The organism is Jiangella alkaliphila (genome assembly GCF_900105925.1).
Classification (GTDB): Bacteria; Actinomycetota; Actinomycetes; order Jiangellales; family Jiangellaceae; genus Jiangella; species Jiangella alkaliphila.
Window position 1 is genome coordinate 1,308,712 of the sequence record NZ_LT629791.1, and the last position, 13,850, is coordinate 1,322,561.

The 13,850-nt window shown below is 73.1% G+C and carries 14 protein-coding genes and 1 pseudogene; 12 read left to right on the forward strand and 3 right to left on the reverse strand.

Annotation, left to right across the window (positions count from 1 at the left end; translation table 11 throughout):
- Nucleotides 1–238: 238 nt before the first annotated feature.
- The 5 genes and pseudogenes from BLV05_RS38515 to BLV05_RS06165 all read left to right on the forward strand — a co-directional run.
- Nucleotides 239–760 (forward strand): annotated as a pseudogene (locus tag BLV05_RS38515) (hypothetical protein); the annotation flags it as partial.
- A gap of 70 nt (nucleotides 761–830) precedes the next feature.
- Nucleotides 831–1,304, forward strand: a complete 474-nt coding sequence (locus tag BLV05_RS38130; protein ID WP_052762125.1) for an AAA family ATPase — start codon at nucleotides 831–833, stop codon at nucleotides 1,302–1,304.
- A gap of 383 nt (nucleotides 1,305–1,687) precedes the next feature.
- A complete protein-coding gene (locus BLV05_RS06155; RefSeq protein WP_046766929.1) occupies nucleotides 1,688–2,887 on the forward strand; it encodes an MFS transporter in 1,200 nt (399 codons plus the stop codon).
- Nucleotides 2,884–4,242, forward strand: a complete 1,359-nt coding sequence (locus BLV05_RS06160) for an MFS transporter (RefSeq protein WP_046766928.1) — start codon at nucleotides 2,884–2,886, stop codon at nucleotides 4,240–4,242. The genes BLV05_RS06155 and BLV05_RS06160 overlap by 4 nt, the downstream gene beginning before the upstream one ends.
- Before the next feature lie 88 nt (nucleotides 4,243–4,330).
- Entirely contained in the window at nucleotides 4,331–5,281 is a 951-nt protein-coding gene (locus tag BLV05_RS06165) for a DUF4862 family protein (RefSeq protein ID WP_052762124.1), read from the forward strand.
- A gap of 5 nt (nucleotides 5,282–5,286) precedes the next feature.
- Here BLV05_RS06165 and BLV05_RS06170 read toward each other — a convergent pair whose 3' ends face one another.
- Nucleotides 5,287–5,616 carry a nucleotide pyrophosphohydrolase gene (locus BLV05_RS06170; protein WP_231948762.1) on the reverse strand — a complete coding sequence of 110 codons (330 nt, stop codon included), beginning with the start codon at nucleotides 5,614–5,616 and terminating at the stop codon, nucleotides 5,287–5,289.
- 28 nt (nucleotides 5,617–5,644) lie between these two features.
- On the opposite strand from BLV05_RS06170, the gene BLV05_RS06175 reads away from it, so the two are divergent.
- From BLV05_RS06175 to BLV05_RS06195, 5 genes are all read left to right on the forward strand, one after another.
- Nucleotides 5,645–6,349: a sulfite exporter TauE/SafE family protein gene (locus BLV05_RS06175; RefSeq protein WP_197683551.1), complete on the forward strand. Its 705-nt coding sequence runs from the start codon at nucleotides 5,645–5,647 to the stop codon at nucleotides 6,347–6,349.
- Nucleotides 6,350–6,469: 120 nt separating this feature from the next.
- Nucleotides 6,470–6,823 carry a hypothetical protein gene (locus tag BLV05_RS06180; protein ID WP_152690570.1) on the forward strand — a complete coding sequence of 118 codons (354 nt, stop codon included), beginning with the start codon at nucleotides 6,470–6,472 and terminating at the stop codon, nucleotides 6,821–6,823.
- Between the two features lie 179 nt (nucleotides 6,824–7,002).
- Nucleotides 7,003–7,395 (forward strand): hypothetical protein, encoded by a 393-nt coding sequence (locus BLV05_RS06185; protein ID WP_157524210.1) that lies wholly within the window; start codon nucleotides 7,003–7,005, stop codon nucleotides 7,393–7,395.
- Nucleotides 7,396–7,506: 111 nt separating this feature from the next.
- Nucleotides 7,507–10,926: a TM0106 family RecB-like putative nuclease gene (locus tag BLV05_RS06190; protein ID WP_046766924.1), complete on the forward strand. Its 3,420-nt coding sequence runs from the start codon at nucleotides 7,507–7,509 to the stop codon at nucleotides 10,924–10,926.
- 8 nt (nucleotides 10,927–10,934) lie between these two features.
- Nucleotides 10,935–11,582: a nitroreductase family protein gene (locus BLV05_RS06195; protein WP_046766923.1), complete on the forward strand. Its 648-nt coding sequence runs from the start codon at nucleotides 10,935–10,937 to the stop codon at nucleotides 11,580–11,582.
- A 4-nt stretch (nucleotides 11,583–11,586) separates the two neighbouring features.
- On the opposite strand, the gene BLV05_RS06200 is transcribed toward BLV05_RS06195, so the two are convergent.
- Together BLV05_RS06200 and BLV05_RS06205 are read right to left on the reverse strand one after the other, a co-directional pair.
- Nucleotides 11,587–11,988, reverse strand: a complete 402-nt coding sequence (locus tag BLV05_RS06200; protein ID WP_046766922.1) for a cupin domain-containing protein — start codon at nucleotides 11,986–11,988, stop codon at nucleotides 11,587–11,589.
- Nucleotides 11,989–12,064: 76 nt separating this feature from the next.
- Nucleotides 12,065–12,652, reverse strand: a complete 588-nt coding sequence (locus BLV05_RS06205; protein ID WP_046766921.1) for a TetR/AcrR family transcriptional regulator — start codon at nucleotides 12,650–12,652, stop codon at nucleotides 12,065–12,067.
- A gap of 79 nt (nucleotides 12,653–12,731) precedes the next feature.
- Between BLV05_RS06205 and BLV05_RS36880 the strand changes: the two genes are divergently transcribed.
- Both BLV05_RS36880 and BLV05_RS06215 read left to right on the forward strand, forming a co-directional pair.
- Entirely contained in the window at nucleotides 12,732–13,466 is a 735-nt protein-coding gene (locus BLV05_RS36880) for a nuclear transport factor 2 family protein (protein ID WP_046766920.1), read from the forward strand.
- A 9-nt stretch (nucleotides 13,467–13,475) separates the two neighbouring features.
- Nucleotides 13,476–13,760: a putative quinol monooxygenase gene (locus BLV05_RS06215; RefSeq protein ID WP_046766919.1), complete on the forward strand. Its 285-nt coding sequence runs from the start codon at nucleotides 13,476–13,478 to the stop codon at nucleotides 13,758–13,760.
- Nucleotides 13,761–13,850 lie beyond the last annotated feature (90 nt).

Below are 13,850 nucleotides of genomic sequence, written 5' to 3' on the forward strand. Positions count from 1 at the left end.
GGACGCCGAGCAGGAGCTTGCGCGCGTGGATGACGTGGCGCGGCGGATGCCGGTCGGCATCCGCGACACGTTGTCGTGGCTGGCGCACGTGCTGGATGAGACGCTGCCGCTGCGGACGGCCGAGGACCACGACGAGTTCGCGCGGCGGCACCTGGGCGACGCCGCGGGGGTGGTCGCGGTGCGCGAGCGGCTCGGGCCGTTCACGGCGCCGCTGGTGGCCCGGGTGCTGGCCGAGGACATGCGCGCGCACGCGCCGTCCGACCTCGCCGGGCTGGAGAGCGACGAGAGCCCGCGATGGGACCGCCTCCAACTCGGCGACGCGGTCGAGACGGTGCCGACGTCGCTGGTGGCGGCGTTCTCGCCGGGCACGCTGAGCACCGCCCCGCTGGCGGTCGCGATCGACGCGCGCTGGGCGGACAAGGAGTTGATCGTCCACGCCCGTGCGGCCGACGTCGACGCCGCGGAGCGGTATCTGCAGGACGTCGTCGCGCGGGCTCGAGGCCCGCGGAACTACTTCAAGGGCCGCTGCCTGCACATCCGCACCCTGCGCAACGGGTTCGAGGTCGTGCCGGTCCCGGTGCCCGACGACTCGCGCGACAGGGTCATCGTGCCGGCCACGGTCTGGGCCGACCTCGACCTCAACGTCGCCGGGCTGTTCCGCCGCCGCGACCTGCTGGCACGGCTCGGCCTGGGCACCAACCGCGGGCTGCTGCTGCACGGCCCGCCGGGCACCGGCAAGTCGGCGCTGTGCCGGGTACTCGCCGCCGAGCTGGCCGGCGACGTGACGGTCGTGTTCTGCGACGCGCAGCATCGCCGACGCCATCGAGGCGGTGTACGAGGAGCTGACGAGGCTCTCGCCGGCGCTGGTCGTCCTCGAGGACCTCGACCTCGTCATCGGGTGCCGCCGGCACGGCAACGACCTCGGGTTGCACGGGTTCCTCGCCGCGCTGGACGGCGCCATGAGCCGGCATCAGGGCGTCGTCACGGTCGCCACGACCAACGATCCGCGGGTGCTCGACGACGCCGCGGTGCGGGCCGCGCGGTTCGACCGGACGGTCGAGGTGCCGCTGCCCGACGGCGCCCAGCGGCGGGCCATCCTGCGCCGCAACCTGGGGCCGCTGGCCGCCGCGGTCGAGATCGAGGCGATCGCCGACGGCAGCGACGGCGCGTCGGGCGCCGACCTGCGCGAGCTGGTCCGCCGCTCCGTCCTCGCCGACGGCGACGAGGTGACGACGGCGACGCTCGAGCGCTTCGCGGGCGACGGCGCCTGGTCGCCCGCGACCGGAGCCGGCCTGTACGTCTGACTCGGGCCGAACCGTCGCCGGCCCGTCCTGCACCGGCTGACGCCCGCCAGACGGGCCGGTACCCGCGAAACCGGCGCGTACGGGCCGGATGAGGCTGTCATCCGCCGGTTCCGCGACCATCCGCCGGATCCCCAGGCATCAGCGCTGCCGCCGGCCAGGAGCCGGCTGAACCTGCCCGCCCCACTCGGCCGCCGTCTACAATATCCACCGGACGTACGACCCCCGCCGCAACGATGCGGCTGGACTCCGGCCGACCTGCCCGCACCCCCAAAGACCGAGCAGGTCGACCAGAGCGAGAGGACGGTACGACACACCCCGGACAGAACGAGCGCCACGGCCCCGCGTGATCGGGCCAGGGAGGCTGCCGCAGTGCAGGACCGGCGTTGACGGGGCGCGCGGAGGTCGGCATCTGGTCGATCGGTCCCTCGGTGTACCTTCCGTCGCTCCTGTTCGGCATCGGCCAGGGGGCGATCGCGCCGGTGATCCCCCTGTCAGCACGCGAGCTGGGCGGGTCGGTGGCGACGGCGGGCCTGGTGGTCGCGCTGCTGGGGGTCGGCAAGATCGTCGGGGACCTCCCGGCCGGTGTGCTGGCGGTGCGCCTGGGGGAGCGGCGCGCGATGCTGCTGGCGCTCGGCGTCGTGCTGGCCGCGCTCGCTGCGTGCCTGCTGGCGCCGTCGGTGCACCTGCTGGCGGTGGCGGTGGTGTTCATCGGCATCTCGTCGTCGGTGTTCGGGCTGGCCAGACACGCGTACGTCACGGAGGCGATCCCGTTCGAACTGCGCGGCCGGGCGTTGTCGACACTCGGCGGGACGCAGCGGATCGGCCTGTTCGCGGGGCCGTTCCTGGGCGCGGCGGTGATGAGCCGGCTCGGCGTCGGCGGGGGCTACTGGGTGCACATCGTGGTGGCGGTCGCGGCGATCGTCGTGCTGGTGGTGGTGCCCGAGCCGCCGCCCGCGGCCCACGGTGGCCGGGCCGCGGTCCACCGGTCAGGGAAACCGGAGAGCACCGCCCGGGTCATCCGCCGCCACCTGACGGTGCTGCGCACGCTGGGCGTCGGCGCGTTGCTGGTCGGGGCGGCCCGCGCGTCGCGGCAGGTGGCGATCCCGTTGTGGGGCGAGCACCTGGGCCTGGACCCGGCGACGGTGAGTCTGCTGTTCGGCGTCTCCGGCGCCATGGAGATGCTGATCTTCTACCCGGCCGGCTACGCGATGGACCGCCTCGGCCGCCGCCGGATCGTCGTCCCGTCGATGGTGCTGCTGGGCCTCTCGCTCGTGCTGCTGCCGCTGACCAACGGCATCGGCACGTACACCGCGGTCGCGCTGCTGATGGGGTTCGGCAACGGTCTGGGCAGCGGCATCATCATGACGATCGGCTCGGACGTCTCACCGGACGTGAGCCGCGCGACGTTCCTCGGGGCGTGGCGGTTGTTCGCCGACGTCGGGAACGGCGTCGGGCCGGTCCTCGTCAGCGCCGTGACGGCGGCCGTCACCCTGGGCGCCGCGATCGCGACCGCCGGCGCCGTCGCGTTCGTCGCCGCGGCGCTGATGGCCCACTGGGTGCCGAAGAACGGCGCCGTGCCATGACCCGCGAGCCCGGCGGCGTCTCCAACCGGCTGCTACTCACGTTGTCGTTGGGCACGGTGCTCAACCCGCTGAACTCGTCGATGATCGCGGTGGCGTTGATCAGCCTGCAACGCGACTTCGCCGTCGGCATCGCGACGTCGACGTGGCTGGCGTCGGGGTTCTACGTGGTCGCCGCGGTGTGCCAGCCGCTGATGGGACGCCTGGCCGACCAGCTCGGCGCGCGGCGGCTGTTCATCGGCGGGCTGGTGGTGATGGGGACGGCATCGGCTCTGGCGCCGCTCGCGCCGGACTTCGGCTGGCTGCTGGTGGTCCGGCTGGTGCAGGCGGCCGCGACGTCGACGGCGTATCCGTCGGCGCTGATCCTGGTGCGGTCCGCGGGCGGGGACCGCGCCCAGCCACCGGCCCGCGCGCTCGCCGTCCTGTCGGTCGCCGCGTCGGGGAGCGCGGCGCTCGGCCCGGTGCTCGGTGGCCTACTTGTCGCCGTCGCCGGGTGGGAGGCGGTGTTCCTGGTCAACGTGCCGGTGACGCTGGTGGGCATCGTCCTGGCGGTGCGGGTGCTGGCCGGCGTGCCGGTGGAGCGGGGCCCGCGGATCGGGCTGCGCGAGCTGGACCTGCCGGGGATCGCGCTGTTCAGCGGCCTGCTGGTGGCGCTGATCTTCGCCGTGCTGTCGCTGGCGGAAGACCCCCTGTGGTGGCTGGCGGGGGTCGTGGTCGTGCTGAGCGTCCTGCTGGTGTGGCGGGAGCGGTCGGTGCCCGAGCCGTTCCTCGACGTGCGCGGGCTGGCCGCGAACCGCGCGCTGAGCAGCGTCCTCGCCCAGCAGGGCGGCATCAACCTGGTCTTCTACTGCATCTTCTTCGGCATGCCGATGTGGCTGGAGCAGGTCCGCGGCTTCGACCCCGCGACGGTCGGCCTGCTGGTGTTGCCGATGACGCTGCTCAGCATGCTGGTCACGCCGGTCACGGCCCGGGCGATCCGCCGGCACGGGTCGGCCGGCCCGCGGCTGCTCGGGCTCGGCCTGCTCGTGGTCGCGTCGTCGGCGCTGCAACTGCTCGGCGACGACACGTCGGTCGCGCTGCTGCTCGGCATCGCCGTCCTGCTCGGCGTCCCGAACGGCGTCACCAACCTCAGCCTCCAGACGGCGCTCTACGCGGCCGCGCCGCCCGGGCGGATGGGCGCGTCGGCGGGGCTGTTCCAGACCTTCCGCTACCTCGGCGCCATCGCCGCGACCAGCGTGCTCGGCGTCATCCTGGAACAGAACATGTCGACCGCCGGCGTGCACGACGTCGGCCTGTTGATCACCGGGGTCGCGGTCGTGCTGTTCGGCCTGGGCCTGCTGGCGGTCCGGCGCCGCTGACGCGCGACGGCAGACCCGGCATATCGTTCCATGTCGGCCCCACCTACGCTGAGCGCGACGCGGTCCCACAGCAGCGGAGGAGATCGGCATGCCCTTCATCGTCGGTGCGTACGCGGCGGCCCCTCGAGGCCTCGAGCCAGGCACACGGTTCCGGACCTACGTGGACGACGTGCTGGCGCTGCCGGCGGTCGACGGGCTGGAGGTGCCGTTCCAGGAGAACGGCTCGCCCTGGACCGACCCGGCCTATCTGCACGCGGCCGGCCCGGGCGGCGAGCACGTGCTGACGATGATCCCGGCCACCATGATGGCGCTGGCCGGGGCGGCGGCGCAGGGGCTGGCCTCGGCCGACGACGCCGGGCGGAAGCAGGCGGTCGAGCAGCTGCGCCGCGCGTTCGAGTTCGTCACCACGGTCAACGACGGCCCGGGCGGCCGGTTCACCGCCGTCGAGGTGCACTCGGCACCACGCCGCCCGCACACGTCGGCCGACGCCTTCCGCGCGTCGCTGGACGAGGCGCTGGCCTGGGACTGGGGCGACGTCCGGCTGCTGATCGAGCACTCCGACGCGCACAGCGACGAGCAGGAGCCGGCCAAGGGGTTCCTGACGCTGGCCGACGAGCTCGCGGTCGCGGCGGAGCGCGGCATCGGGCTGTGGCTGAACTGGGGCCGCTCGGCCATCGAGACCCACAGCGCCGACGGCCCGCGCGAGCACATCGCCGCCGCGCTCCAGCACGGCCGGCTCGAGGGCCTGGTGTTCTCCGGTGCGTCCGACGCCGACACGCTCGACGGTCCCGCGTGGGCCGACCTGCACCTGCCGATCCGCGACTGGTCCGACACCCCGGTCGCCGCCGAGGCCGCGTCCAGCCTGCTCACCGCGGCCGAGGTGACGGACTGCGTGCGCGCGGCCGGCGGCGCCCCGGCGTACGTCGGGGTCAAGGTCAGCGCGCCCAGCACCGCCACCCCGGCGGACTGCCTGGACCTGGTGCGGGCGAACGTGGCCATCGTCGCCGACGCAGTGGCCGCGGAGCAGAGCCGCGGGTGACCCCGTCAGACGGGCGGGTACCGCACCTCCACCTCGTCCAGCTTGTGGTGCGCGTTGGCGACCAGGTCGACGTCCAGCGACGCCGCGAGATGGACGAGGTAGTTGGTGACGTCGGCCAGCTCGGAGCGGATCCGCGCGGCCGCGGCCGGGTCCGCCGTCACCACGGCGACCGACTCCTCCGGCGTCAGCCACTGCAGCTCGGCCAGCAGCTCGCCGACCTCGCCGGCCAGCGCCATCGCGAGGTTCTTGGGGGTGAGGTACGGCTCCCACTGACGGTCGGCGACGAAGCGCAGCAGGCGGTCGCGCAGTCCGTCCAGGCTCGAGGTGTCGGTCACGGGGCTCATGATGCCGCCCGTTGACGTGATGATCGTGCTCGCGGTCGCCGTGTTCCTCGGCGCCGCGGTCCAGGGCGCGATCGGGCTCGGGCTCGGCCTACTGGCCGCGCCGGTGGCAGCGCTGCTCGCGCCGGAGCTGGTGCCGGGCACCCTGCTCTGGCTGTCGATGCTGCTGCCGGTGTTCACACTGGCCCGCGAGTGGGGGCACGTCGACTGGTGGGGGCTGCCCTGGGCGTTCCTCGGCCGCGTCCCGGCCACCGTGCTCGGCGCGTGGATCGTCTCGGTCAGCTCGCCGCGGGTGCTGAGCGTGGCCGTCGGCCTGGTGATCCTGGTCGCGGTCGTGCTCACCGTGCGGACGATCCGGCTGCCGATGCGGCGCGGTGTGCTGGTGGCGGCCGGCGCGGTGTCGGGCATCTCCGGGACGGCGACGTCCATCGGCGGGCCGCCGCTGGCGCTGGTCTACCAGAGCGAGCTGGGACCGCGGGTGCGCTCGACATTGGCGGTGTACTTCTTCCTCGGCGCCGGGTTCTCGCTGCTGGCGCTGGCCGTCGTCGGCGAGCTGGACCGGACGGAGACGACGACGGCGCTCTGGCTCACCCCGGCGCTCGTGGCCGGGTTCGTGGCGGCGTCGGTGCTGCGGACGTTCGTCGACGGCGGCCGGCTGCGGCTGGCGGTGATGGCGGTGTGCACGTTGTCGGCCGTCACGTTGATCGTGCGATCACTCGCCGGCTGAATCGGCCGTCGGGGCGCCTCGAAATGGGCGCAGGCCGACCCGCGACATTGTTAATTGATCGCACAGCGAAAATGCGCATGCGACTTCTACTCGTGCCTCGACCGGGGAACACTTTGGACGATGGGTGTGGGCCTGTCAAGCGCTACCGAGCGCGATATCGGACCGTCATTCGTCACGCAGCGTAGCGGTCTTGACCAGGTATGGTCCGCGATCTGCCACGTCAGCGCCTTGATCGTCGACACTGGAGCGCCGACCGGCTATCGGGCCTCGTTACTCAGAGTGAAGTCAGCAGAATTCACCCATGAGAGTTCTCTCATGGGCGGCCTTTCGCCTGCGCGGACGCATTACTTTGACTGCGTTCGCGCAAACTGGTCGCGAATACGGCACACATTTAGAGGGGAGGTAACGATGGGCTCGATTCTGGACCTGGTCAACACGGTCATCGAGATCGTGGTCGGCCTGCTCCCGCTCTGAACCGAGTGGGTGGGCTGAGGATGCGGCGAGAACTCCCGTCGCCTCGACCCTGACGGGCGTGACCGCCGGAAGAGCACGAGGGACCGGCCAAGACAGAGATGGCCGGTCCCTCGTGTCTCGCCACGATACAGGGTGGCCTGCGGGCCACCGGAGCGACGAAATCGCGAAAGGAGCACATCGTGTGGAGGAGACGACTGGCCCTGGCGGCCGCGGGCGCGCTGGCGGTCGTGACCGTGCCGGCCGCGGCCGTGGCGGTCCAGGTCGGCTGCATCGAGATCAACCTCGTCGGCAACTCCGAGGGATGCGTGGCCGTCACGCTGGACGGGAACGCCACGTCCCCGCTGGGGGTGGCGGTGAGTGCCAACGACGGCGCGACCGCCGGGACCGGCCTCGCGATCGGCCTCGACGACGCGGAGGCGGGCACCGGAGTGGCGGTGGGCCTCGACGGTGACGCCGGCGTCGACACCGGTATCGCCCTCAGCCCCTTGGGCGACGCGTCCTGCAAGGGACGGCTGCTGTGCGTCGGCCTGGGCGGCAACGGCCCGACCCTGGTGTTGCCACTCCTGCCCTGACGGCCCGGCGGTCGAGGTCGCACCCGATTCTGTCGGAGGCATGCGGCAGGCTTGGGCTCAGGCCCGGGCGCGCGAAGGGCGGCAGCGCGACGGGAGAGAGGAGGTGACGGCATGTACCTCAGCGACGGCCACCTGGTCCTGAGCCCGACCGACCTGGTCGGCCATCTCGAGTGCGCCCACCTCACCAGGCTGAACCGCGAGGTGGCCGAGGGGCGGCGGCCGCGGCCGGCGGTCGACGACCCGGGCGCCGACGTCGTGCGCCGCCGCGGCGACGAGCACGAGGCCGCCGTGCTGGCGGAGATGACGGCGGCGCACCGGGTCGTCGAGATCCCGCGCGGCGTCGGCCCGGCCGACGCCGAGGACCGCACGCTGGCGGCCATGAAGGACGGCGCCGACCGCATCTTCCAGGCCACCTTCTTCGACGGCCGATGGCGCGGACATGCCGACTTCCTCGTCCGCAACGACGACCGCCCGTCCGGCCTCGGCTCGTGGTCCTACGACATCGCCGACACCAAGCTCGCCCGGCACGTCAAGGCGGCGGCGCTGCTGCAGATGGCCGTCTACGCCCAGCGGCTCGAGGAGCTGCAGGGCGTGCCGCCACAGACGCTCACCGTCATCCTCGGCGACCGCCAGCAGGTCGCCGTCCCGTACGTCGACGTCGCGGCGTACGCGCGGCACGCCATGGGCCGATACGAGCAGTGGCTGGCCGACCCGCCGCAGACCTACCCGATCCGCGTCAGCCACTGTGCCATCTGCCCGTGGAAGGAGAACTGCGCGCGGCAGTGGCGCGACGACGACGACCTCGTGCTGGTGCCGTTCCTCCGGCGCGACCAGCGCGACGCGCTGCGGTCGGCCGGCATCGCGACGGTCGAGCAGCTGGCCGCCACGACGAAGGGCGAACTCGACGCCGTCGGCCGGGTCGGAGCGTCCACCAAGCGCAAACTGGCCACGCAGGCCCGGCTGCAGGTCGGCGCCCGGTCGCAGGAGCTGCCGCCGTACCAGCTGGTCACACCGGTCGAGGTGCGCCGAGGGCTGGCGCTGCTGCCCGAGCCCGACGCCGGCGACCTCTTCCTCGACCTCGAGGGCGACCCGTTCTTCGGCGACCACGGCCTCGAGTACCTGTGGGGCGTGTCCGACGCGCACGACGAGTTCACGTCCTGGTGGGCACACGACCCGCCGGCCGAGCGGCGCGCGTTCGAGCACGTCGTCGACCACATCATGGCCGCCTGGCGGGACCGGCCGGGCATGCACGTCTACCACTACGCGCCTTACGAGCCGAGCCGGCTCAAGGGCCTGTCGCAGCGCTACGGCACCCGGGTCGACGAGGTCGACGCGCTGCTGCGCGGCGAGCGGCTGGTCGACCTCTACGCCGTGGTCAAGCAGGGACTGCTCATCGGGACCGAGTCGTACTCCATCAAGGCCCTGGAGCGGTTCTACTCGCCTGACGGCCGGGCCGGCGCCGCCGTCAAGGACGCCGGGTCCAGCATCGTCGAGTACGAGCGCTGGCTGGCCGAGCGCGACCAGCAGATCCTCGACGACATCGAGGCCTACAACCGCGACGACTGCGTCAGCACCCGCCAGTTGCGCGACTGGCTGGAGGCGCGCCGGTCCGAGGCGCTGGCCGCCGGGCACGACGTCCCGCGTCCCGGCGGCATCGGCGACGACCAGGCCGAGCACCTCAAGGAGCGCGACCCCGAGCTGGTCGCCATCGAGGCGCGGCTGCTCGACGGCGTCCCGGCCGACCCCGCGGCGCGCACGCCGGCGCAGCGGGCCGACGCGCTGCTGGCCGGGCTGCTCGAGTGGCACCGGCGGGAGAACCGGGCCGAGTGGTGGGAGTACTTCCGGGTCCGCCGGCTGGCCGTCGACGAGCTGGTCGACGACCCCGCGACGCTCGGCGGACTGCACTCGCCCGAGCTGCTGCGCACCGAGAAGCGGTCCGGCGTATGGCGCTACGCCGTTCCGCCGCAGGAGAGCCGGCTGCGCCCCGGCGACCAGTGCGGGCACGCCGGTCCCGACGGCGGCACCAGCAAGATCCTGCGGCTCGACCTCGAGAACGGCGTCGTCGAGCTGAAGCGGGCGCTGGCCAAGGAGCAGCCGCACCCGGTCGCGCTGCTGCCGTCCGACCCCATCCCGGCCGGCCTGCAGGAGAAGGCGCTGGTCCGGGTCGGCGCCTGGGTGGCCGAGCACGGGTTCGACGCCGACGGCCCGTTCCGCGGCGCGCGCGACCTGCTGTCCGGACGGCCGCCGCGCCTGGCCGGCGGGGTGCCGCTGCGGGTGGCCGGCGAGTCCGGCTCCGAGGCACTGCGCCGGGTGGCGCCCGCCCTCGACGGCGCACTGCCGGTCCAGGGTCCGCCGGGCGCGGGCAAGACGTACGCCGGCGCCCGCGCCGTCGTCGAGCTGCTGCGCGCGGGCAAGACGGTCGGCATCACCGCGCTCAGCCACCGGGTCATCACCCACCTGCTGGACGCCGTGTTGGAGGCCGCCGGCGATGAGTCCGAGGACGGTGCGCTGTTCGGCGGCCGGCCGCTGGTGCGGGCGATCCAGAAGGCCGACGACGGCAACGCCAGCCGGCACCCGTCGGTCGCGGTCACCACCGACAACCTCGAGGTCGAGGCGGCCATCGCGGCCGGCGCCGTGAATCTGGTGGCCGGCACCGGCTGGCTGTTCGCCCGCCCCGACATCCACGTCGACGTGCTCGTGGTCGACGAGGCCGGGCAGTTCTCGCTGGCCAACACCGTCGCCGCGGCGGCCGCTGCCGACTCCGTGATCCTGCTCGGCGACCCTCGCCAGCTGCCGCAGCCGGTCAAGGGCAACCACCCCGACGGCGCCGGCGTGTCCGCGCTCGACCACGTGCTGGGCGAGCACGACACCGTCCCGCCCGAGCGGGGCCTGTTCCTCGCCACCACCTGGCGCATGCACCCGGCGGTGTGCGCGCCGGTCTCCGAGCTGTCCTACGACTCGTTGCTGGTGCCGCGGTCCGGCCTCGAGCGCCAGCTGGTCGGCGGCGACGACGAGCTGGCCGGCGCCGGAGTGCGCTGGGTGCCGGTCGAGCATGCCGGCTGCTCCGTCCGCAGCGACGCCGAGGTGGCGGTCGTCGCCGGCCTGGTCGCGTCGCTGACCGGGCGCGCGTGGACGGCGGCCGACGGCTCGTCGAGGACCCTCGGCCCCGACGACATCCTGGTGGTCGCGCCCTACAACGCCCAGGTCGGTCAGCTGCTCGGCGCGCTCGACGGCCGGGCCCGGGTCGGCACCGTCGACAAGTTCCAGGGCCAGGAGGCGCCGGTCGTCATCGTCTCACTGACCACCTCGTCGGCCGCCGACGCCCCTCGCGGCGTCGACTTCGTCGCCAACCGCAACCGCCTCAACGTCGCCGTCTCGCGGGCCCGGTCGCTGGCCGTGCTCGTCGGCAGCCCGGCCCTGCTGAGCGCGCCGGTGCGCAGCCTCGACCAGGTGCAGGGCGTCAACACGCTGTGCCGTCTGGTCGAGTCCGCGACGGACGGGCCGGGGGAGGATGGTGCCGCCATCACGTGAGGAGCCCCATGGACACCGCCGTCACCGACCACCTGCTCAGCACCACCCGCGCGGTCCGGCGCAAGCTCGACCTCGACCGCCCGGTCGAGCCCGAGGTCATCGCCGAGTGCCTGCGGCTGGCCGTGCAGGCGCCGACCCCGGGCGCGGCACAGAGCTGGCGCTGGCTGGTGGTGCGCGACCAGGAGGTGCGCAGCCGGCTCGGCGCGATCTTCCGCGAGGTCGGCACCGCGTACATGCAGCGCCGACGCGAGGCGGCGGGCGCGGCGGCCGAGCAGCAGCCGATGAAGCGCATCCTCGCGTCCGGCCAGCACCTCGTCGACGTCATCGAGCGGGTGCCGGTGTTCGTCATCCCGTGCCTGCAGGGCCGGCCGCACGGCGACAACGCCGCCGACTCCGTGTTCTACGGCGGCATCTTCCCGGCGGTGTGGAGCTTCCAGCTGGCGCTGCGCTCGCGCGGACTCGGCTCCACGCTGACGTCGTACCACCTGGTCAAGGAGGCCGAGGCGGCTCGCATCCTCGGCATCCCCGACGACGTCACGCAGGTCGGGCTGCTGCCGGTCGCCTACACGACGACGCAGGACTTCAAGCCCGGCACCCGCCAGCCGGTCGAGGAGCTGAGCTACCTCGACCACTGGGGCACCCCGCTGGTGTCCTAGGGTCCTAACCCGCGAGCGCCTGGCCGGTGCTGCGGGCGATGTGGCCGGGCACGTCGCCCTCGTGGTCGCCGACGTTGACGGTGCCGGTCGGCTCGAACATGAGGATCGACGCGCCGCCGGCGGACGTGGGGCGGTGCTCGGTGCCGCGCGGGACGACGTACACGTCGCCGCGGTGCAGGGTGACCGCCGACTCCGGTCCGTCGGCGGACGGGCGCAGCGCGATGGTCAGCTCGCCGTCGAGGACCAGGAAGAACTCGTCGGTGTCGTCGTGTGCGTGCCAGACGAACTCGCCGACGACCTTGGCGATCCGGACGTCGTAGTCGTTGATCCGCGTGACGATGCGCGGGCTCCACAGGTCGTCGAACGAGGCGAGGGCGGCGTCGAGGTTGATCGGGTCAGAGGTCATGCCATCAAGCCTCCACCACGACGCCGCCGTAGTGCGAGGGCCGGGAACGGCGTAAGCCGCAAGGATCCTGCCGTCGTCAGGAGCCGCGGGTGCCGGAGCGCTGGCCGCCGACGAGCTGTTCGGCGAGTTGGCGGGCCGCCGCGGCCGGGTGCGACTCGGGCCGGATGGCCCCGACGGCCAGGACGCCGTCGATCAGCAGGACGAGCTGGTCGGCGGCGTAGGCCGGCCGCGGATGATCAAGTGCGCGCAGCTCCCGCTCGAGCAGGTCGTGCAAGCGCTCGCGGTAGCGGCGGATGACGTCGTGCCCCGGATGGCCGCGGTCGGCCAGGGCGAGCTCGGCGCCGAGGTACCGGCAGCCGCGGAAGTCGGGCGCCTCGATGACCTCGCCGAGCCAGTCGAAGACGGACAGCAGGCGTTCGCGCGGGTCGTCTCCGGCCGCCCGCATCGTCTGCTCGTAGGCGGCCTCGTCCTCGGCGGCGGTCAGCCGGAGCACCTCGGTGATCAACCCGTCCTTGCCGCCGAAGTGCTCGTAGAGCGACCGCCGCGCCACGTTCGCGGACTTCAGCAGCGCGTCGACGCCCACACCCACCCCCTGCGCGTAGGTCAGCTCCTTGGCCGCTTCCAGCAGGCGTTCCCGCGGTCCCGGCACGGCTCGTGTGGTCACGCGACCCAGTGTACTTGACGAGTAGATCGACCGGTCTATATGGTCGATAGACCGAACGGTCTATCTAGGAGGAGTTCTGATGTCGACTCGTACGACGGCAGACACGATCGACCGCTTCAACCGCGTCTTCGCCGACCATGACGCCGAGGCGCTGGCCGGCCTGATCGGGGCGGACTGCGTCATGGAGGCCATCCAGCCGGCCCCGGACGGCGCCCGCACCGAGGGACGCGACGACTGCCTGGCGTTCTGGCAGGCACTCGCGGCCGACCGCGGCACCCGGTTCGAGCCCGAGGACGTGACCGTCTCTGGCGAGCGGGCGACGATCCGCTGGCGGTACCACTTCGGCGACGGTCCGGCCGACTCGGTGCGCGGCGTGACGCTCGTGCGGGTGCGCGACGGCCTGATCGTCGAGGCGCTCGCCTACAGCAAGACCGGCGGCGTCCCGCTGGCCGCCGAGGCGGGCGAGCGGACGACCCGCGAGGTCCTCGACCAGTACAACGAGGCCTTCCGGCGGCACGATCCCGGGCTGCTGACCGACCTGATCGCCGACGACTGCGTCATCGAGGACTCCGGCCCGGCTCCCGACGGGGTCCTGCGCGAGGGCGGCGCGGCGTGCCTGGCGCGGTGGTCCGAGCTCGCGGGGAACCGTGCGCTGACGTTCACGCCGGAGCCGGCGGACGTCCACGGCGACCTCGCGGTCCAGCCGTGGGGGCTGCGGTGGGGCGACGGCGAGCAGGACCGGGTCCGCGGCGTGAACCTCCTCCGCATCCGTGGCGGGCAGATCGTCGAGGCGCGCGGCTACGTGAAGGCCTGAGGAGCAGACATGATCATCATCGCCGGCTACGAGCTCGTCGACGCCGACCAGCGCGATGCCGTCGTCGCGGCCTTCCGCGATCTCGTCACACGCGCCCGGGCCTTCGACGGATGCATCCACATGGCCATGACCGCCGACTCCGTCGATCCCGAACGCGTCAATCTGATCGAGGTCTGGCGCGACGCCGACGCGCTGAACGCGTGGCGCCGGCGGGCCAGGGGCCCGAAGGTCGGCAAGCCGAAGCACATGGAGATCAAGCGCTACGACGCGACGGACGGCGGGCCGCTGTTCTGACCCGGTGGACAGCAGCCGCTGTCCGGTAGGCGTCAGTGGCAGTAACCGGTCACGCAATCGTCACATCTGATCCTTTACACCCAGTGTGAC